This window comes from Paracoccus sp. P2 (genome assembly GCF_046335115.1).
Lineage (GTDB): Bacteria > Pseudomonadota > Alphaproteobacteria > Rhodobacterales > Rhodobacteraceae > Paracoccus > Paracoccus pantotrophus.
In genome coordinates this window covers 32,377-47,464 of record NZ_JBGOSN010000029.1, presented here as the reverse complement: position 1 = coordinate 47,464, position 15,088 = coordinate 32,377, and the positions used below count along the sequence as shown (strand labels likewise).

Below are 15,088 nucleotides of genomic sequence, written 5' to 3'. Positions count from 1 at the left end.
TCGGTGGACGAGCTGCTGGGCAAGCTGAAAGAAGCGGGGGTGATCTGATGGCTGTTCTGCTGCTTGGGGAAGTGACGAACGGGGTGCTGAACCGCGATGCGACGGCGAAGGCGGTGCAGGCGGTCAAGGCGCTTGGCGATGTGACGGTGCTCTGCGCCGGCGCGCAGGCCAAGGCGGCGGCCGCGGAGGCCGCGACGATCGCCGGCGTCGCCAGGGTGCTGGTGGCGGAAGCGCCGCTCTACGGCCACCGCCTGGCCGAGCCGACCGCGGCGCTGATCGTGTCGCTGGCCGGCGATTACGACCACATCGCCGCCCCGGCGACCACGGATGCCAAGAACGTCATGCCCCGCGTCGCGGCGCTTCTGGACGTGATGGTGCTGTCGGACGTCTCGGCCATCATCGACGCGGACACGTTCGAGCGGCCGATCTATGCCGGCAACGCCATCCAGGTGGTGAAGTCGAAGGACGCCNTGATGGTGCTGTCGGACGTCTCGGCCATCATCGACGCGGACACGTTCGAGCGGCCGATCTATGCCGGCAACGCCATCCAGGTGGTGAAGTCGAAGGACGCCAAGAAGGTCTTCACCATCCGCACGGCGAGCTTCGACGCGGCGGGGATCGGCGGCAACGCCCCGGTCACCGAGACCGCCGCTGCCGCCGATCCGGGCCTGTCGAGCTGGGTCGCCGACGAGGTGGCCGAGAGCGACCGTCCCGAGCTGACCTCGGCGAAACGCGTGGTCTCGGGCGGCCGGGGCCTCGGCTCGAAGGAGAGCTTCGCGATCATCGAAGAGCTGGCCGACAAGCTCGGCGCCGCAGTGGGCGCCTCGCGCGCGGCGGTGGACTCGGGCTACGCCCCGAACGACTGGCAGGTCGGCCAGACCGGCAAGGTGGTCGCCCCCGAGCTCTATGTCGCGGTGGGCATCTCCGGCGCGATCCAGCACCTGGCGGGGATGAAGGATTCGAAGGTGATCGTGGCGATCAACAAGGACGAGGAGGCGCCGATCTTCCAGATCGCCGATTACGGCCTGGTGGGCGACCTGTTCTCCGTGGTCCCGGAACTGACCGGCAAGCTCTGAGCGCTTTCACCGTTTCCGCAAATACCCCGGGGGGAGCGCCCCCGCGGCCCCGTCGAGGGGCCACGGGGCCGCGGGGGGCAGAGCCCCCGGACCCTGCGCACCGCAACCACCATCAGCCAGCCAAGGGGGCCGAGCCATGTCCGAAATTGAACGCGAATCGATGGATTACGACGTGGTGATCGTCGGCGGCGGCCGTACCGACCTGCCGCAGATCGTCGACCGGTACATGAACGGCAAGATCGAACTCGCCCCGATGATCACCCGCACCCTGTCGCTCGATGGCCTCGGCAAGCGCTTCGACCTGATGCATGCGGGCGAATCCATCCGCGCGGCCATGCCTTATTGAAGGGTGCGATGCGTCGGCGACTGTTCCCGACGAGTCGCATCGATTTTATTTCCGTCAGAGACGAGAGGCAATCTTGGTTCGTCGTTACTATGATCTTCCGTCCCTCAGCGCGCTGGCCGTGTTCGAAGCGGCGGCCAGGCATTCGAGCTTCAAGCTCGCGGCGCAAGAATTGAACGTGACACCGGGCGCGGTCAGCCGTCAGATCAAGTCCGTCGAAATGGAGCTGGGCGCACCGCTATTCCTGAGAAACGGCAAGGGCGTCGTGCTGACCGGGGCGGGCGAGGAACTGTTCCACGTCCTGGCAAGCGGCTTTTCCCGCGCATCCGAGGTCATCCGCTCGATCAAGGAAGGCGAGGCCTCCAACATCGTCGCGATCGCATGCAGCGATGTCTTTGCGACCATGTGGCTTATCCCGAGGATGCCGGATTTCTGGGCCCGGCATCCCAGGGTGTTCGTGGATCACGTCATCTGGGAAAACGCACGAAACTATCGCAGAAGCGATGTCGAGCTGCGGGTGCGATACGGTCTCGGCTCATGGGCTGATGAAACGGCGGAATTGCTGTTTGACGACTGGATCTATCCGGTATGCAGCCCGGATTTCGCGCGGCAGCACGAGGGGGCCGGGATCGCCGATCTGGTGGACCTGCCGCTGCTGAGCGTGGAATGGGTCGAGCCTGACTGGCTGGGCTGGGACGAGATCCTGTTGCGCGGCGGGGTCAGGGCAGGGGCCCTGAGGGGACGGCGCTTCGGAAAGTTCAGCATCGCCTTGCAGGCCGCCATGGCCGACCAGGGGCTGGTGATCGGATGGCACCGGCTGGTCGGGCCGCTGATCGAGCAGGGCGCCCTGGTCCGTTTCACCGATCTGGTCATCCCGGCACCTGGGGGCTATTACCTGACTAGGAACAGCACGCGCAAACTGTCGGATACCGCCATGGTCATGCGCGACTGGATCCGGGAACAGTGTTAGGGGACATGAGGTTTGCGCAGTCCGGGATATAAATGGACCTCGGTAGATTTAGGGGGATAGGCGGCGCAATATCAAACACTTAGAAACCGCAACGGCGCAGATGATCAAGGGAGCGAGGTTTGCGCAGTCCGGGGAGAAACCGGAAAATTGGACACGAGGTTTGCGCACATCGCCCAGCCCGCCGCGCGGCTATTTAAACCCTTGATAATACGGCGCTTCACCCACGGCTACCGCCTGCCGGCCGGGGGCAGAAGTTTCCAGATAGGGGTAGCAAACCGTCAACTAAACCGTCAACGCGGCGTTGTAGTTGACGGTTTATGATAACACGTTGTTTTACAACAACTTTGCAAGGGCGGGCGCGGCGTATCACCCGACCTCGAACCGTCAACTGAAAACGGCGTTTAATCGGCCTTCAAAGGTCGATTAAAATGGCGCGCACGCGGCCGACGATGCGCAGCTCGTTTAAGGCGGGGCCAGTGACCACTTCGGGCGGGAAGCTGCCGCCGTCCGAGATGATGACAAGGGAGGACGGATAGCCGTCCGGCCGGCGGTCGACCGGCACCAGCCGTTTGATATATGCCTCGCCATCACGACTGAAGGCATAGATGCCCTCACGCTCCAGAAGCATCTCGGCGCAATGGACGAGGACGAGCGCCCCATCAGGAACGGTCGGGGCCATGCTGTCGCCCTTGACCCTGACGAGACCCGCGAGATCGGCGTTGATGCGATGCCGGATGAGCCACGATCTGGAGAAGGCCACCCCGCCGTCGATGTCTTCCGATACCGGAATAAGGCCAGCGCCGGCGGAGACGTTCACCTCATAGCGCGGGATGAGTGAGTACTCCTCGTCACCGATCCGCACGTCGCCCGGCGCTGGGCGGGATGGGTCGGGCGGACCAACGTCACGCTTCGGGCCGATATAAAACTCAAACCCCAGCTTCTCACAAGCGGCCAGCAGGTTCGACACGCCGAGATCGCGGCCATCTTGGATTGACCGGATCACGCCTACGGGAAGGTCAATCCGTCGAGAGAAAGGTCGCAACCCCTCCTTCTCGACATGGTGCTGAACCAGTGCCCGCAGCATGTTGATGTCACCTTGTGTCATGCGTGACACGTATCCGATCTTTCGGGTTGACACCAGCGTGTTATGTATGACACAAGCGTGTTATGGATAGCACGGTTAACACGCTCTGCGACTTGATCGACGTTACCGCCAAGGCGACGGGGCGCTCTCCGACCACGATTTCTCGCCTTGTGACTGGCAGCGGCGACACCATCCGACGCCTTCGTGTTGTGGATGAAAGCGGTCGCCCTCGGCACCGCATCACCACGGATCGAGTTGCGCGGGCGATGCAGCGCCTATCGGAAATCTGGCCCGAGGGAACGCCTTGGCCGTCAGAGGTGGAACGTCCGGGCCATCGCAAAAACCGGAGGGCGGTATGACACGCAACGCCCCGACCCGAAGCACCCTTTTCCCGCCGGCCGAGCAGATCATCGCGGCGACGTGCAACGCCGAACGGGCCGGGTTGATCCTGCGTCTGCCCGACGCCATCGTGAGCGACCGCCTGACCGAGCTATGCGACGCCTGCACCTCGACCGGCTTCACGGTCGGCGCTGCCTACCTCATGGCGCGGGCGGCGTCGTTTAACTCGGTGCGCCGCCTCGACGGCAGTCTTGCCCTCAATGTTCTCTCGCATGTCGAGGACCTGCGGCACGCCGTGATGGTGATCGCGTTCGCCGAGGCGGTGCAGCCTCGCATGGTTTCCTCCCCAACTGGCCGGACCCGTCGCGCAGCTCGTGCGGCGCGTCCGGCCGCTTCTTTTCCGGGGGGGGGCATGACTGATCGTTTCCCGGCTCGCGCGACCGAGCACGCCCCTGAAAATCCGGGCAGCTTCCCGGTCGAGATGACCGAGATCGGCCCGCAATACGTGATCCCTGGCTGCGAAAGGCCCGCAGCGCCGAAGACGAACGGCGGTGCAACGCATGATTGAGTGGCGGTCAGCGTCAGAATGGGTCGATCAGGGGCTTCCGGGCCTGCCTACGTCGAAGTTCGGCTTCATCAAGGCGGCTGATCGCGAGGGCTGGAAGCGCCGCGAGCGCGCCGGTCGGGGTGGCGGCTTCGAGTACCACTATTCGAGCCTGCCGGAACAGGCCCGCGCCGCCTACGTCCTGCGCCACGCGCCCAAGCCCGCTCCCGCGAAAAAGGCCAAGCGCAGCTCCGGCTACGATCAGGAGCAATTGTGGGAGCGGTACACCCAAGCGACCCTGAAGTGCCGGGAGGAGGCGCAGCGCCGGCACGACATCCTTCTCGCCGTCGAGCAGCTGCGCGGTCCCGATTTCGGGAAGATGAAGGCGATTGAGGCCGTCGCGTCGCAGGCGGGTGTCGATCCATCCACGATCCGGCGCTGGTACGATGATGTCAGGGGTGTCGAGCGGCAGGACTGGCTCGCCGCCCTGACCCCGCGCTGGGCTGGCCTTGCAGAGCCGAAGGCCGAAATAGATCAGCGCGCGCGGGACTGGTACCTCACCCACTACCTGTCGCGCCGACAGCCGACCCATGCGGAAACCTATCGCCGGTTGGAGGAGATCGCCAAGGCCGAGGGCTGGGCGATCCCTTCGGCGCGCACGATGATCCGCATGGTCGAGCGCGAGGTCGAGCCGCTCGCCCTCGTGCTCGCGCGGGAGGGCGAGGAGGCTTGGGCGCGTCGTCAGATGCGTATCAAGCGCGATCGGAGTGTTTATGCGGCCGGTGAAGCGGTTAGCGGCGACGGCCTCAAGTTCGACACGCTCTGGGTCCGCTTCCCGGACGGCGAGATCATTAACACCGCCACAGCGTGGGTCTATCAGGACATCCGCACTGGCAAGGTGTTGGCTCACCGCCTCGGAAAAACGGAAAACACCGACATCTTCCGGCTGGCGACCTATGACCTGATGGCCGTCTGTGCGCCCAAGATCATCCAGATCGACAATACGCCCGCCGCCTCGAACAAGGTGATGACGGCCGGATCGTCGCGCTATCGTTTCAAGAACAATGAGCATGACGGCCTCGGCCTGTTGCCGGCGCTCGGCATTGACGTGCATCGCACCGGCCCGGACGAAATCACAGGCAACCCCGGCGCGAAGCCGATCGAGCGCGCCTTCGGCATCGGCGGCATTCACAGCAAGGTGGCGAGCCACCCGCGCTTCGCTGGTCGCGGCTTCAGCAAGGCCACGGCGATCGGCTCCGACGAGTTGCGGGAGGTGCTCGATCAGGAGATCGCGCGGCACAACGCGCAGAAGGGTCGCCGCACCGATGCCTGCCGGGGGCAATTGAGCTTCGACGAGGCGTGGGAGGAAGCCACCCGCAGCATCACGTTCCGCAAGTTCACCGAGCGCCAGCGGAACATGCTGTTGATGTCGCGCGAGCCGGTGCGGATCGACCATACCGGTGTGGTGGCGATCAAGGCCGGACAGAGCGCCTACGGCAAGAACCGCTACTGGAGTGAGGCCACGGCTCGGCTGGCCGGCAAGCGCGTTGTCGCGCTGTTCGACCCGGACAATCTGCATGCCGGCATCGACGTCTACTCTCTGACCGGCGAATATCTCTGCACTGCCGAATATCAGCCGGGCGTCGCCTTCAACGACACCCAGAAGGCCCGCGAGCTGTCGAAGTTCCGCCGGCAGGCGAAGAAGGCATCCGACAAGGAGCTGGCCGCGCTCAAGCGTATGAGCGAGCTGGAGCACGCGGAAATCTACGCCAAGGCCACCAGCCCATTGCCTGATGATCCGGCCCCGGCCGAGCGCGGCAATGTCGTCGCCGCCAGCTTCATCCGGCCGATCGACCCGGAGCGCGACGCCCTGCGCGGCACTGGCACGGATGGAGCCGGGATTGTGACGCCACTCACGCCGCTTCCCGAGGAGGACACCAATCAGTTTGCCGAGAACTTCGCCCGGAATGTGCGCGCGCTGCACGAGAGATTTCGCAAGGAGCAGCTCTAGGCCGTCCCTTGGAAAAGCGGCCGGAGGCGCACCACCGCCTACCGGCCATCCCCGATGAAAGGAGACCCAATAAATGACTGAAGAAACGAACATTGTCCACCTCGACGGCCACGCGCCGGAGGTTTCCAACAGTGATGATGTGCCGGTCGGCCTGCCCGCGACTGCGCGCAGCCGGGCAAAGGATGCTCTGCATCAGTCCGGTCTTTCGCAGGCCGCCGCCGCGAAGGAGATCGGCGTCTCGCCGCCGACGCTCAATCAGTGGCTGAACGGCAAATATCTCGGCAACAACGAGGAGATCGAGGAGAAGGTTGAGCGCTGGCTGGATGCGCAGGCGCGCCAGTTCGACGCCTCGTCGCGGATGCCGGGCAAGCCGGGCTACTTCACCTCGCCGTCCTCGCAGAAAATCATCGACACCCTCGCTTACGCCCAGATGGCCGGCGACATCGTCTGCATCTACGGCGGCCCCGGCGTCGGCAAGACGGTCAGCCTGCGCCAGTATCGGGACACCAATCCGGCGACGTGGATCGCCACCATGGCCCCGGATAGCGCGCCGGTGGTGCCTGCGCTCGAAGAAGTCGCGGAAGCGGTCGGGCTGCGGGATGCGACCGGCGGCGCGCGCAAGATCGCCCGAGCTATCCGCCGCAAGGTCGAGGGCACGCGCGGCCTGCTCATCATCGACGAGGCGCAGCACCTTTCCGTCGCCGCCCTTGAGGAGCTGCGCTCGATCCACGACGCCACCGGCATCGGGCTGGCGCTGGTGGGCAACGAGAGCGTCTACGCCCGCCTGACCGGCGGCACCCGCGCCAGCCACTTCGCCCAGCTGTTCAGCCGCATCGGGTCCCGACTGTTCATCTCGCGGCCGACCATCGGCGACGTGCGGGCGCTGGCGGCCGCGTGGGGCGTCAAGGGCAAGGCCGAACTGGACCTGCTCCAGCAGATGGCCAGCAAGCCCGGCGCGCTTCGCGGCGTCTCGAAGGTCCTGGCGCTCGCCTCAATGAGCGCGGGCGGCAGCGAGATCACGGTCAGCGCGCTCCGGCACGCTTGGGCGAACCTCGGCGCGCAGGAGTAACGGCCATGCTCGCACAGGAAATCCGCACCCTCATCTCGCAGATCAACGCGCAGATGCTCACCCGGTCGCTGACCAACAACAACCTGCGGCTGGCCGGCGCGGCGCTGCTCGACATCGCCGACCGCGTCGAGGCGATCGAGAAGCTCACGATCCCGGCCGCCCACCGCCTGCCCGAGAGCGGCCGCCAGCACGGCAACGTCATCCGGCTCGACGCCCGGCGACCGGAGCATCCGGCTCCGGCAGGACGGTTGCCATGAGCCGGTCCCGCCTCAACATCCGCACGATCGGTCAGGTGGTTGCCGACTATTACGGCGTCGACTGGATCGACATCACCTCGGCGCGTCGCAGCCAGCATATCGTGCGACCGCGTCAGGTGACCATGTGGGCGGCGCGCGGCCATACCAACCTGTCGCTGCCCCAGATCGGCCGGCGCTGCGGTGGTCGCGACCACACCACCGTGCTGCATGCCTGCCGCAAGATCGACCATCTGCGCGAGACCGACAGTGAGGTGGCGCGCGAGCTACGGGACATCGAGGGCCTGCTCGCCGAGCGCGAGGCGATGCTGGCGCAGCATCTCATTGTGCCGGAGCCGGACCTCGACCCGTTCGAGATCGCCGAGCGGATCATCTCGACGCCCGCCACTGAATGGGGCCTCACCCTGCCGGAAATGCACGCGCTGGCGCAGGCCGTCATCCTGCGCCGCCCGCCGGCCGAGGAGGATGCACCTGCCCCGGCGCAGGCCGCCCGGCCCGAACCCGATCCGGCATCGTCCGTTCCCGCGCGCCGGCCCTCGGCCAGGCCAGCGATGCCGCCGCCCGTCGCGGACGTACTCAAGGCGTTCCGCGCCCTCGAAAACGCCCGCTTCTCCGCCCGCGAACGTGCCGAGCGGGCAGCCTTCGAGCGAACCTTAAACAGCCTTTCAACCCACTTCAAAACGGAGAGCCGCCATGCAGGACATTGAAGCGACCACCACCGCCCGGCGCGAGCCGGAACCGGACAACTACGCCCAGACCGGCCAGATCGAGCTGATGGGCGACTACTACATGAAAGACGCGGGCGGCCGCCTCGTGCCGACCGAACTGGTCAAGCCCGAGCACCGCCTCGAAGACCAGACGGTGCGCAAGATCATTGCCTATGCCGAGGAGTTGTCCGCGCAGATCGCCCGCTTCCGGGGCCACACGGTCGACGACATCGCCACCACGCTCGACCTGATGGCCGAGAAGTACGGCACCAAGCGCGGCGGCCAGAAGGGCAACGTCACGCTGACCAGCTATGACGGCCTGCTCAAGGTCACCGTGCAGGTGCAGGAGCAGCTCACCTTCGGGCCGGAATTGCAGATCGCCAAGGGCTTGGTCGACGACTGCATCGGCCGTTGGAGCGCAGGCGCGAACGACAATATCCGCGCCCTCGTCGAGCACGCCTTTCAGGTGGACAAGGAAGGTCGGATCAACCGCGCCGCCCTGTTCCAGCTGCGCCGCCTCGACATCGACGACGCCGACTGGAAGGCCGCCATGGAGGCGCTCGGCGATGCCATCCGCGTCATCGGCTCCAAGGAGTATGTGCGCTTCTACCGCCGCGCCGACACGCGCGCCCGCTGGGAGCCGATCACCATTGATCTGGCGGCGGCGTAGGAGGCGGCAATGGCAAGCATCATTTGCTACCGCTCCGGCGAAACCGAGGTGGTTGGCATCGTGCCCGAGGGCGCGCTCGTGCTCGCCACCGGCAAGCGCGAGCTGCTGGAGACCGTGCTCTCCGGCGTCGCACGTCATGCCCATGACGGCGAAACGCTGCTCGTGCCCGGCCTGCCCGAAGCTGCCGACAACGATCAGGCGGTCGCGGCCGCCACCAGCTTCCGACTGATGATCGAGCGCAGCCTCAAAACGCTGCGCTCGGCCCCGGACCTTCACTAGACCGCCCTCTCAACAGGCTGAACACAGGAGAAGCCACAATGCTGACCAACGAAATGCAGATGCGCGCCGAGCTGCTCGGCAAGGTCCTCGCCACCGGCATCGAGCCGCTCACCGCCCTCGACCATGCCCGGAAGCTCTGGGATTTTATCGACTACGGCAACAACATGATCAGCGTAACCGTCACGGACGATGCCGCCGACATCTTCGCTGAATGTGACATCATCGGCATCCGTCATGGCGCTGATGGCCAGTGGCATCGCATAGCGGCCAATCGTGTCGTTTATGATGCGGAGCCGGCGGTTTTTGCTTCCCATCCGATCTACTCCCGCATCGGCCCGATCTGTGTGGATGATCAGCATCTGGTCGAAATCCCGGCCTTCTATGTCCGCACCGAGCGGACCGGCGACGAGCAGACGTGGCTGGTGTCAAGCCGGCCGGCTGGGGGCTTCATTCTGCACCCGGCGTTTCGCAACCCCGATGGCTCGGTCGCGAAGGCCATTCGCATCGGTGCCTATGCGGCCGGCCAGCGCGATGGCGACGTGGCGGTCGGGGCCGGCCTCAAGCCGTGGACCTCGGTCAGCTTCGACGCCGCGCAGGAGCGGTGCGAGGCCATCGGGCCGGGCTGGCGCATGTGGTCGATCTACGACCTGTCGGCCATCCAGATACTGGCCATGATCGAGATGGGCGGCACCGACATGCAGGACCTGATCGGGCGCGGTCAGGTCGATGGCGGCGGCGTGGTCGCCGGGGGCGACAGCCGCGCCAGATGGCGGGGCATTCACGAGCTATGGGGCAACGTCTGGCAGATGGTGGACGGCCTGCGGATCGCCGCCGATGGCACGATCAACGTCTGGAGCATCGACCGGCCCGGCAGCGGGGAGTGGGTCAGCACCGGCGTCCAGTACGGCCCCGGCGGCGACCACGGCTATCCGGTCAGCCTCCATTCCGAGCGCGGCAACGGCTTCGACCTTTCGCTCCTGTTCCTGCCCAGCGAGGTCACCTCCGATCAGGATGATGCGCTGATCGGCGACTGGGTGTGGGGTCATTGGGAAGGCCGCGAGACCGTCGCGTATTGTGGGGGCAGCTGGGGCCTCGGCGTCAACGCCGGGGTCTTCGCCCTCAACCTGACCCACGCGCGCTCGAGCACGGGCACGCACATCGGCTTCCGGCCCGCTTTCGCAATCTGACATCTGACCATCTGCAATCTGGCGGCCCGCCGGAAGGCGGGCTGTCACCCCCGCAACAGGAGGATGACGACATGGCCCAGACGAACGCGAAGCCCGGCATCAGCACCGTGGTCGAGCCGGACTGGATGAACGGCGGCCGCGACATGCTGGTCATCCTCGACCGCCATCAGCTGCCGCCGCACCATGTGGTCGGCCGCGTCGAAATCCGCACGCTGACCCAGCTGCGCGGCCTGCGCACCGCGCTCGCCCTGCACGAGGACGATTGGATGTTTATGCGCAAAACCCCGAGAGGAAAATCCACATGACGGGACACCTGCCGCTTTTTGAAGCGCCTCCCGCCGCGCGCGACACCGACACCAGCCGCGCCGCCGCCGGCGCGATCACGCCCTCGGCCGCGCGCCTGCGCATGATGGTGCTGGGCGCGATCCGGGCCGCCGGCCCGGCCGGGCTTACCGCCGACGAGGCGGCCGACCGGCTCGGCCTTTCCGTCCTGACGGTGCGGCCGCGCGTCTCCGAGCTGGGCAAGGCCGGCTCGATCGTGGACGCGGGATCGCGCCGCGCGAACCGTTCCGGCCGGAAGGCCATCGTTTGGAGGGTCCGGGCATGAGCCAGTCGATGAAAGCAATCCATGCGAGCCGCCGTCAGGTTGCCGGCCTTGAGGATGAGGGCGACTGGCGGGCCTTCCTCGAACACGTCACCGGCGAGCGTTCGCTGCGCGCCATGACCGAGCGCCAGCGCGAGGCGGTGGTCGAGGAGCTGCGCCGTCGCGGCGCGAAGGCGGCCCGGCCATTCCGCAAGTCCGACAAGGCGCACGTCCGCAAGGTCTTCGCGATCTGGGGCGGCATGTGCCGCGAGGGCATCCCCGACAAGCCGACGCGCGAGGGCCTGCGCGCCTTCGTCGCCAACATGACGCGCCGGGAAGATCGCCCGGACGGCGTCGGCGATCCCGAATGGCTCGATCCGCGCGACGCCCGGATGGTGACCGAGGCGCTGAAAGGGTGGCGCGAGCGCGTCCTGTCGAAGCGGGAGGAAGCCCATGTCTGACAACCAGCTCAAGATCGAGGTCGGGGCCGAGGCCGACCATGTCGTGATCGGTATGACCTCGGGCAGCATGGCCGTGCAGGTGGTGGTGAGCCGCGAGACGGCCGCCGCCCTCGCCGAGGTCCTCGCCCGCGTGGCCAGCGGTCAGGAGGTCGGCGATGAAAAGTGACCTCGTCGACCTCACCCTGCAAATCCACGCCCGCACCGAGCGGGCGATCCTCGTCTCGGACGATGGCGATCGCGAGAAGGCCGTCTGGCTTCCGCTTCCCCATATCGAGGTCGCCCCGCGCGGCCGCCACCATGTGGTGACGATGCCCGAGTGGCTGGCGATCGACCGGGGGCTGGTGTGATGGGCCGCCGGAAATACAGATCGTGGCGCGTGAAGGTGACGCCGGAGGCGATCGAGAAGCTCGCGGCCGAGGTGGTGCCGAACCATGCGGGGCTGCTCGCGCGCGGCTACGTCATGTGCCGGACCTCCGGCTTGTGGCGCACCCGGCGCGGGACCTTCACGGCCCGGCTCGTCTATCGGGTGGCCGACCGCAGCGTGAGCATCGTCCATACGGTGCGCGGTATCGTTCTGGGTGGCGGCGATGGCTGACGACGCCGACACGCCCGAGCTGGATGACCTGCCTCCGGTGCTTCGGCGTATCGCCGAGGTGGCCGGCGTCGTGGCGGCCGTCCAGCTCGCGCGCGATCACGGCGGCACGGAAATCTACATCCGCAAGAAGCTCGACAACGACCATGTCCTCGTGCGCTCGGTCGGGATGCGCGCGGCCGCGCTGATCCTCGACGCGCTCGGGGCCGGCGTGCTCGAAGTCCCGATGGGTCCAAACTGCTACGGCGCGCGGCTCGCCCGCTCGATCGCCGAGCGCCATGCAGCCGGTCAGTCCGAGCGCGAGATCGCCCGTGCATTGCGCTGCCATATCCGCACGGTGCGCCGGCACCGTGCCAAGCTGCCATCTCCCCAGCTCGACCTGTTCGACTGACCGGAGCCTTGCGCCTTCGGGCGATTTCTGGACATTGTAGTAAGGAAGCCGACCCGACCGGACAGCTGTCCGGGCGGATCGCGCCGATGCCGCAGAGCAAGATGGTTCGCAAACGACGAACCGGAACTGCGGCGACATGAACATCACCGAAATCCAGCGCCGTCTCGCGGCTCTCGGCTATGATCCGGGGCCGATCGACGGCATCAGGGGACCGCGCACGATCGCGGCCATCCGCGCGTTTCAGGCTGCGCGCGGGCTGATGGTCGACGGCATCGTCGGCCCGCAGACGCGGGCCGCGCTCAATGCCGCATTGCAGGGTGCGGCTTCCGCCACCCCGGCGCAGCCCGTCACCGCTGGCGTAGTGCCGGCCGTGTGGATGCCTCGTGCCGCGATGAAGCGGGTGCATCTGCACTGGACGGCCGGAGCCTATGGCGCGAGCGGCCTCGATCAGCGCGCCTATCATCTGCTCGTCGACGGCACCGCGACGCTGGTGCGCGGCAAGTGGCCGATCAGCGCCAACGTCAACTGCCCGAAGGGCGCTTACGCCGCCCATACCCTCAACGCCAATTCCGGCGCGATCGGCATCTCGATCTGCTGCATGGGCGGCAAGGGCGTGACGATGGCGAACCATGGCGCCTATCCCATGAAGCGCGAGCAATGGGAGCTGGCGGTGCGCGCTATCGCCGACCTCTGCCGCTTCTACGGCATCCCCGTCACCGACAAGACGGTGCTGACCCACGCCGAGGTGCAGCCAAACCTCGGCATCCGCCAGAACGGCAAGTGGGACATCGCCATCCTTTCCTTCGACCGATCCTTCGACACCGCCCGCAAGGTCGGCGACCGGCTGCGCCGCGAGGTCGCCGCGCTGCTCTAACCAACCCGGAGAACCACATGTACGCCTTCCGCCTTTTTCTTTCCGTCTGTCTCGCCACCATCTTCGTGGCCGCCGCCGCGCCCGCCTGGGCGAATACGGACAGTTCGGTCTCGCTCGCTCCGATCGTCGATCTGGCCGCGCCCTACATCGTCTCGATCCTTGGCGCGCTGGTGGCTGGTTTGCTCGGCTGGCTGTCGAAGCGCCTCAACGACTGGCTCGGCGTCGAGATCGAGGGCCGGCACCGCGAGGTTCTGCACAGCGCAGCCCTGACCGGCCTTGAGCGCGCAGTCTCCGCGCTGCGTAGTCGCGGCGAGGAGGTCACCTTCGACCTCAAATCGCCCGTCATCGCCGAAGCCGTGAACTGGGTGATGACCAAGGGCGCGCCCGATGCCGTCGCCCGCTTCGGCCTGTCGCCCGCCGATGTCGAGGCGATCGTGCGCGCCAAGCTCATGCGCGTGATCGGCGAGGTCTGACCATGCTGGAGAGCGTCCTTGCGTTCCTGATCGGCCTTGTCGCCCGGATCGTGCAGGACGCGATCAGCGACTGGCGCGCGCAGGCCAAGGCCGAGGAAAGGGAGAATGCCAATGCACGGATGCTCGAAGCCGGGGCTGATCGCCCTCGTAGCCGTGACGAGCTTGCTGGCCGGCTGCGCGACGGGACCTTCTAGCGTCGCCTGCGCGCCGGTCGCCACCTATCCGCAGGACTTCCTCGATCGCGCCGCCGACGAGCTGGAGCACCTGCCATCAGGCAGCGCCGTCGAGGAGATGCTGGCCGATTTTTCCGTAATGCGGGCGCAGGCCCGCGCCTGCGCCAATACCGCGCCCACCGGGCGATGACGAAAGGAGATGACATGGCCCAGCGCCCGCTCGACTATTCCGATGATGACGATCGGCTGGACGCCGCCCGCCGCGAGCGCCGGCGCTTCAGTATCGTCCAGTGGGTGCTGGCGATTGCCGGCATCGCCCTGATGGTGGCGGCAATCGCCCTCGACGCGCGCGGCTTCTGATCCGGGGTGCCAGCATGAGGGTCGATCTTATCCTCCCCTACCTGCCGCTGCTCAACGTCATCATCATCCCGATCGCCGGGTGGCTGCTGCGCACCTTCAAGAAGGACCTTGCATCGAAAGAGGACCTGACCGTGCAGGCGACCCGCATCACCAATCTCGAACGCCGCACCGATCTGCTCGACCGCGACATCAAGCACCTGCCCGACCAGAAGGACTTCTCGACGCTGAAGGAGGCAGTCGCGGCGCTGGCCGGTGACAGCAAGGCCCAGACCCAGCAGCTCAAGGCGGTCGGCATCTCGCTCGCGCGGATCGAGGACTATCTACTGAAGGCCGGAAAATGAGCTTCAAGGACTTTGTAACCGATCATCGACGGCTCTTCATCCTCCAGCTCCTCAACGAGGTCGGCGGCGAGGCCAGCGAGGGCATCGTCTATGATGTCTGCCGTCGCCATTTCGTTCCCAATCGCGGCCTGACGCGCGACGCGCTTCACGATGACCTTGAATGGCTGCGCGAGCGCCACCTCGTCGCCTTCGACTGGCTGGACGATACGGTCCTCGTGGTGAAGCTGACCGAGCGCGGCGGATATGTGGTTTCCGGCGACATCGAAGTGGACGGCGTGACGCGGCCGCGCCGGAACGGGTGACCGGC

Annotated in this window: 25 protein-coding genes and 1 pseudogene; 25 read left to right on the top strand and 1 reads right to left on the bottom strand. The window is 66.6% G+C overall.

The window, feature by feature from the left end; all coding sequences use genetic code 11:
* Positions 1–47 precede the first annotated feature (47 nt).
* From ACDP63_RS16970 to ACDP63_RS16960, 3 genes and pseudogenes are all read left to right on the top strand, one after another.
* Positions 48–1,076: an electron transfer flavoprotein subunit alpha/FixB family protein gene (locus ACDP63_RS16970; protein WP_409928352.1), complete on the top strand. Its 1,029-nt coding sequence runs from the start codon at positions 48–50 to the stop codon at positions 1,074–1,076.
* Positions 1,077–1,266: 190 nt separating this feature from the next.
* Positions 1,267–1,422: pseudogene (locus ACDP63_RS16965) on the top strand (S-(hydroxymethyl)glutathione dehydrogenase); the annotation flags it as partial.
* Positions 1,423–1,495: 73 nt separating this feature from the next.
* Positions 1,496–2,389: a LysR family transcriptional regulator gene (locus ACDP63_RS16960; protein ID WP_409928351.1), complete on the top strand. Its 894-nt coding sequence runs from the start codon at positions 1,496–1,498 to the stop codon at positions 2,387–2,389.
* Positions 2,390–2,801: 412 nt separating this feature from the next.
* Here ACDP63_RS16960 and ACDP63_RS16955 read toward each other — a convergent pair whose 3' ends face one another.
* A complete protein-coding gene (locus tag ACDP63_RS16955; RefSeq protein ID WP_409928350.1) occupies positions 2,802–3,473 on the bottom strand; it encodes a helix-turn-helix transcriptional regulator in 672 nt (223 codons plus the stop codon).
* Between the two features lie 355 nt (positions 3,474–3,828).
* On the opposite strand from ACDP63_RS16955, the gene ACDP63_RS16950 reads away from it, so the two are divergent.
* From ACDP63_RS16950 to ACDP63_RS16845, 22 genes are all read left to right on the top strand, one after another.
* A complete protein-coding gene (locus ACDP63_RS16950) occupies positions 3,829–4,380 on the top strand; it encodes a hypothetical protein (RefSeq protein WP_409928349.1) in 552 nt (183 codons plus the stop codon).
* A complete protein-coding gene (locus tag ACDP63_RS16945; protein ID WP_409928348.1) occupies positions 4,373–6,367 on the top strand; it encodes a transposase domain-containing protein in 1,995 nt (664 codons plus the stop codon). The genes ACDP63_RS16950 and ACDP63_RS16945 overlap by 8 nt, the downstream gene beginning before the upstream one ends.
* A 73-nt stretch (positions 6,368–6,440) precedes the next feature.
* Positions 6,441–7,436, top strand: a complete 996-nt coding sequence (locus ACDP63_RS16940) for an AAA family ATPase (protein WP_409928347.1) — start codon at positions 6,441–6,443, stop codon at positions 7,434–7,436.
* Between the two features lie 5 nt (positions 7,437–7,441).
* Positions 7,442–7,693: a hypothetical protein gene (locus ACDP63_RS16935; RefSeq protein WP_409928346.1), complete on the top strand. Its 252-nt coding sequence runs from the start codon at positions 7,442–7,444 to the stop codon at positions 7,691–7,693.
* A complete protein-coding gene (locus ACDP63_RS16930) occupies positions 7,690–8,397 on the top strand; it encodes a helix-turn-helix domain-containing protein (protein ID WP_409928345.1) in 708 nt (235 codons plus the stop codon). The genes ACDP63_RS16935 and ACDP63_RS16930 overlap by 4 nt, the downstream gene beginning before the upstream one ends.
* The gene (locus tag ACDP63_RS16925) at positions 8,384–9,067 is read left to right on the top strand and encodes a DUF3164 family protein (RefSeq protein WP_409928344.1); all 684 of its coding nucleotides are present in this window, start codon (positions 8,384–8,386) and stop codon (positions 9,065–9,067) included. Before ACDP63_RS16930 ends, ACDP63_RS16925 begins: the two co-directional genes overlap by 14 nt.
* A 9-nt stretch (positions 9,068–9,076) precedes the next feature.
* Positions 9,077–9,346 carry a hypothetical protein gene (locus tag ACDP63_RS16920; protein ID WP_409928343.1) on the top strand — a complete coding sequence of 90 codons (270 nt, stop codon included), beginning with the start codon at positions 9,077–9,079 and terminating at the stop codon, positions 9,344–9,346.
* 38 nt (positions 9,347–9,384) lie between these two features.
* Positions 9,385–10,533 (top strand): hypothetical protein, encoded by a 1,149-nt coding sequence (locus tag ACDP63_RS16915; protein ID WP_409928342.1) that lies wholly within the window; start codon positions 9,385–9,387, stop codon positions 10,531–10,533.
* Positions 10,534–10,604: 71 nt separating this feature from the next.
* Positions 10,605–10,838 (top strand): hypothetical protein, encoded by a 234-nt coding sequence (locus ACDP63_RS16910; protein ID WP_409928341.1) that lies wholly within the window; start codon positions 10,605–10,607, stop codon positions 10,836–10,838.
* Positions 10,835–11,140 (top strand): hypothetical protein, encoded by a 306-nt coding sequence (locus ACDP63_RS16905; protein WP_409928340.1) that lies wholly within the window; start codon positions 10,835–10,837, stop codon positions 11,138–11,140. Before ACDP63_RS16910 ends, ACDP63_RS16905 begins: the two co-directional genes overlap by 4 nt.
* On the top strand, positions 11,137–11,577 hold the full coding sequence (locus ACDP63_RS16900; RefSeq protein ID WP_409928339.1) for a phage protein GemA/Gp16 family protein: 441 nt from the start codon (positions 11,137–11,139) through the stop codon (positions 11,575–11,577). Before ACDP63_RS16905 ends, ACDP63_RS16900 begins: the two co-directional genes overlap by 4 nt.
* Positions 11,570–11,743 (top strand): hypothetical protein, encoded by a 174-nt coding sequence (locus tag ACDP63_RS16895; protein WP_409928338.1) that lies wholly within the window; start codon positions 11,570–11,572, stop codon positions 11,741–11,743. The genes ACDP63_RS16900 and ACDP63_RS16895 overlap by 8 nt, the downstream gene beginning before the upstream one ends.
* On the top strand, positions 11,733–11,924 hold the full coding sequence (locus ACDP63_RS16890) for a hypothetical protein (RefSeq protein WP_409928337.1): 192 nt from the start codon (positions 11,733–11,735) through the stop codon (positions 11,922–11,924). Before ACDP63_RS16895 ends, ACDP63_RS16890 begins: the two co-directional genes overlap by 11 nt.
* Before the next feature lie 29 nt (positions 11,925–11,953).
* Complete coding sequence (locus ACDP63_RS16885; protein WP_409928336.1) at positions 11,954–12,172, top strand: hypothetical protein; 219 nt, start codon at positions 11,954–11,956, stop codon at positions 12,170–12,172.
* Positions 12,165–12,560, top strand: coding sequence for a hypothetical protein (locus ACDP63_RS16880; RefSeq protein ID WP_409928335.1), 396 nt, complete (start codon positions 12,165–12,167; stop codon positions 12,558–12,560). The genes ACDP63_RS16885 and ACDP63_RS16880 overlap by 8 nt, the downstream gene beginning before the upstream one ends.
* A 136-nt stretch (positions 12,561–12,696) precedes the next feature.
* Positions 12,697–13,434: a peptidoglycan-binding protein gene (locus tag ACDP63_RS16875; protein WP_409928334.1), complete on the top strand. Its 738-nt coding sequence runs from the start codon at positions 12,697–12,699 to the stop codon at positions 13,432–13,434.
* 17 nt (positions 13,435–13,451) lie between these two features.
* On the top strand, positions 13,452–13,907 hold the full coding sequence (locus ACDP63_RS16870; RefSeq protein WP_409928333.1) for a hypothetical protein: 456 nt from the start codon (positions 13,452–13,454) through the stop codon (positions 13,905–13,907).
* Between the two features lie 2 nt (positions 13,908–13,909).
* Positions 13,910–14,101 carry a hypothetical protein gene (locus tag ACDP63_RS16865; protein WP_409928332.1) on the top strand — a complete coding sequence of 64 codons (192 nt, stop codon included), beginning with the start codon at positions 13,910–13,912 and terminating at the stop codon, positions 14,099–14,101.
* Positions 14,019–14,270, top strand: coding sequence for a hypothetical protein (locus ACDP63_RS16860; protein WP_409928331.1), 252 nt, complete (start codon positions 14,019–14,021; stop codon positions 14,268–14,270). Before ACDP63_RS16865 ends, ACDP63_RS16860 begins: the two co-directional genes overlap by 83 nt.
* Positions 14,271–14,284: 14 nt before the next feature.
* Complete coding sequence (locus ACDP63_RS16855) at positions 14,285–14,440, top strand: hypothetical protein (RefSeq protein WP_409928330.1); 156 nt, start codon at positions 14,285–14,287, stop codon at positions 14,438–14,440.
* Positions 14,441–14,454: 14 nt separating this feature from the next.
* Complete coding sequence (locus tag ACDP63_RS16850; protein WP_409928329.1) at positions 14,455–14,781, top strand: DUF2730 family protein; 327 nt, start codon at positions 14,455–14,457, stop codon at positions 14,779–14,781.
* The gene (locus tag ACDP63_RS16845) at positions 14,778–15,083 is read left to right on the top strand and encodes a hypothetical protein (RefSeq protein ID WP_409928328.1); all 306 of its coding nucleotides are present in this window, start codon (positions 14,778–14,780) and stop codon (positions 15,081–15,083) included. The genes ACDP63_RS16850 and ACDP63_RS16845 overlap by 4 nt, the downstream gene beginning before the upstream one ends.
* Positions 15,084–15,088: the final 5 nt, after the last annotated feature.

Excerpts from the sequence above, each read along its gene's own strand:
- ACDP63_RS16955 (WP_409928350.1), bottom strand. The coding sequence starts at position 3,473 with ATGCTGCGGGCACTGGTTCAGCACCATGTCGAGAAGGAGGGGTTGCGA.
- ACDP63_RS16950 (WP_409928349.1), top strand. The coding sequence starts at position 3,829 with ATGACACGCAACGCCCCGACCCGAAGCACCCTTTTCCCGCCGGCCGAG.
- ACDP63_RS16945 (WP_409928348.1), top strand. The coding sequence starts at position 4,373 with ATGATTGAGTGGCGGTCAGCGTCAGAATGGGTCGATCAGGGGCTTCCG.
- ACDP63_RS16940 (WP_409928347.1), top strand. The coding sequence starts at position 6,441 with ATGACTGAAGAAACGAACATTGTCCACCTCGACGGCCACGCGCCGGAG.
- ACDP63_RS16935 (WP_409928346.1), top strand. The coding sequence starts at position 7,442 with ATGCTCGCACAGGAAATCCGCACCCTCATCTCGCAGATCAACGCGCAG.
- ACDP63_RS16930 (WP_409928345.1), top strand. The coding sequence starts at position 7,690 with ATGAGCCGGTCCCGCCTCAACATCCGCACGATCGGTCAGGTGGTTGCC.
- ACDP63_RS16925 (WP_409928344.1), top strand. The coding sequence starts at position 8,384 with ATGCAGGACATTGAAGCGACCACCACCGCCCGGCGCGAGCCGGAACCG.
- ACDP63_RS16920 (WP_409928343.1), top strand. The coding sequence starts at position 9,077 with ATGGCAAGCATCATTTGCTACCGCTCCGGCGAAACCGAGGTGGTTGGC.
- ACDP63_RS16915 (WP_409928342.1), top strand. The coding sequence starts at position 9,385 with ATGCTGACCAACGAAATGCAGATGCGCGCCGAGCTGCTCGGCAAGGTC.
- ACDP63_RS16910 (WP_409928341.1), top strand. The coding sequence starts at position 10,605 with ATGGCCCAGACGAACGCGAAGCCCGGCATCAGCACCGTGGTCGAGCCG.
- ACDP63_RS16905 (WP_409928340.1), top strand. The coding sequence starts at position 10,835 with ATGACGGGACACCTGCCGCTTTTTGAAGCGCCTCCCGCCGCGCGCGAC.
- ACDP63_RS16900 (WP_409928339.1), top strand. The coding sequence starts at position 11,137 with ATGAGCCAGTCGATGAAAGCAATCCATGCGAGCCGCCGTCAGGTTGCC.
- ACDP63_RS16895 (WP_409928338.1), top strand. The coding sequence starts at position 11,570 with ATGTCTGACAACCAGCTCAAGATCGAGGTCGGGGCCGAGGCCGACCAT.
- ACDP63_RS16890 (WP_409928337.1), top strand. The coding sequence starts at position 11,733 with ATGAAAAGTGACCTCGTCGACCTCACCCTGCAAATCCACGCCCGCACC.
- ACDP63_RS16880 (WP_409928335.1), top strand. The coding sequence starts at position 12,165 with ATGGCTGACGACGCCGACACGCCCGAGCTGGATGACCTGCCTCCGGTG.
- ACDP63_RS16875 (WP_409928334.1), top strand. The coding sequence starts at position 12,697 with ATGAACATCACCGAAATCCAGCGCCGTCTCGCGGCTCTCGGCTATGAT.
- ACDP63_RS16870 (WP_409928333.1), top strand. The coding sequence starts at position 13,452 with ATGTACGCCTTCCGCCTTTTTCTTTCCGTCTGTCTCGCCACCATCTTC.
- ACDP63_RS16865 (WP_409928332.1), top strand. The coding sequence starts at position 13,910 with ATGCTGGAGAGCGTCCTTGCGTTCCTGATCGGCCTTGTCGCCCGGATC.
- ACDP63_RS16860 (WP_409928331.1), top strand. The coding sequence starts at position 14,019 with ATGCACGGATGCTCGAAGCCGGGGCTGATCGCCCTCGTAGCCGTGACG.
- ACDP63_RS16855 (WP_409928330.1), top strand. The coding sequence starts at position 14,285 with ATGGCCCAGCGCCCGCTCGACTATTCCGATGATGACGATCGGCTGGAC.
- ACDP63_RS16850 (WP_409928329.1), top strand. The coding sequence starts at position 14,455 with ATGAGGGTCGATCTTATCCTCCCCTACCTGCCGCTGCTCAACGTCATC.
- ACDP63_RS16845 (WP_409928328.1), top strand. The coding sequence starts at position 14,778 with ATGAGCTTCAAGGACTTTGTAACCGATCATCGACGGCTCTTCATCCTC.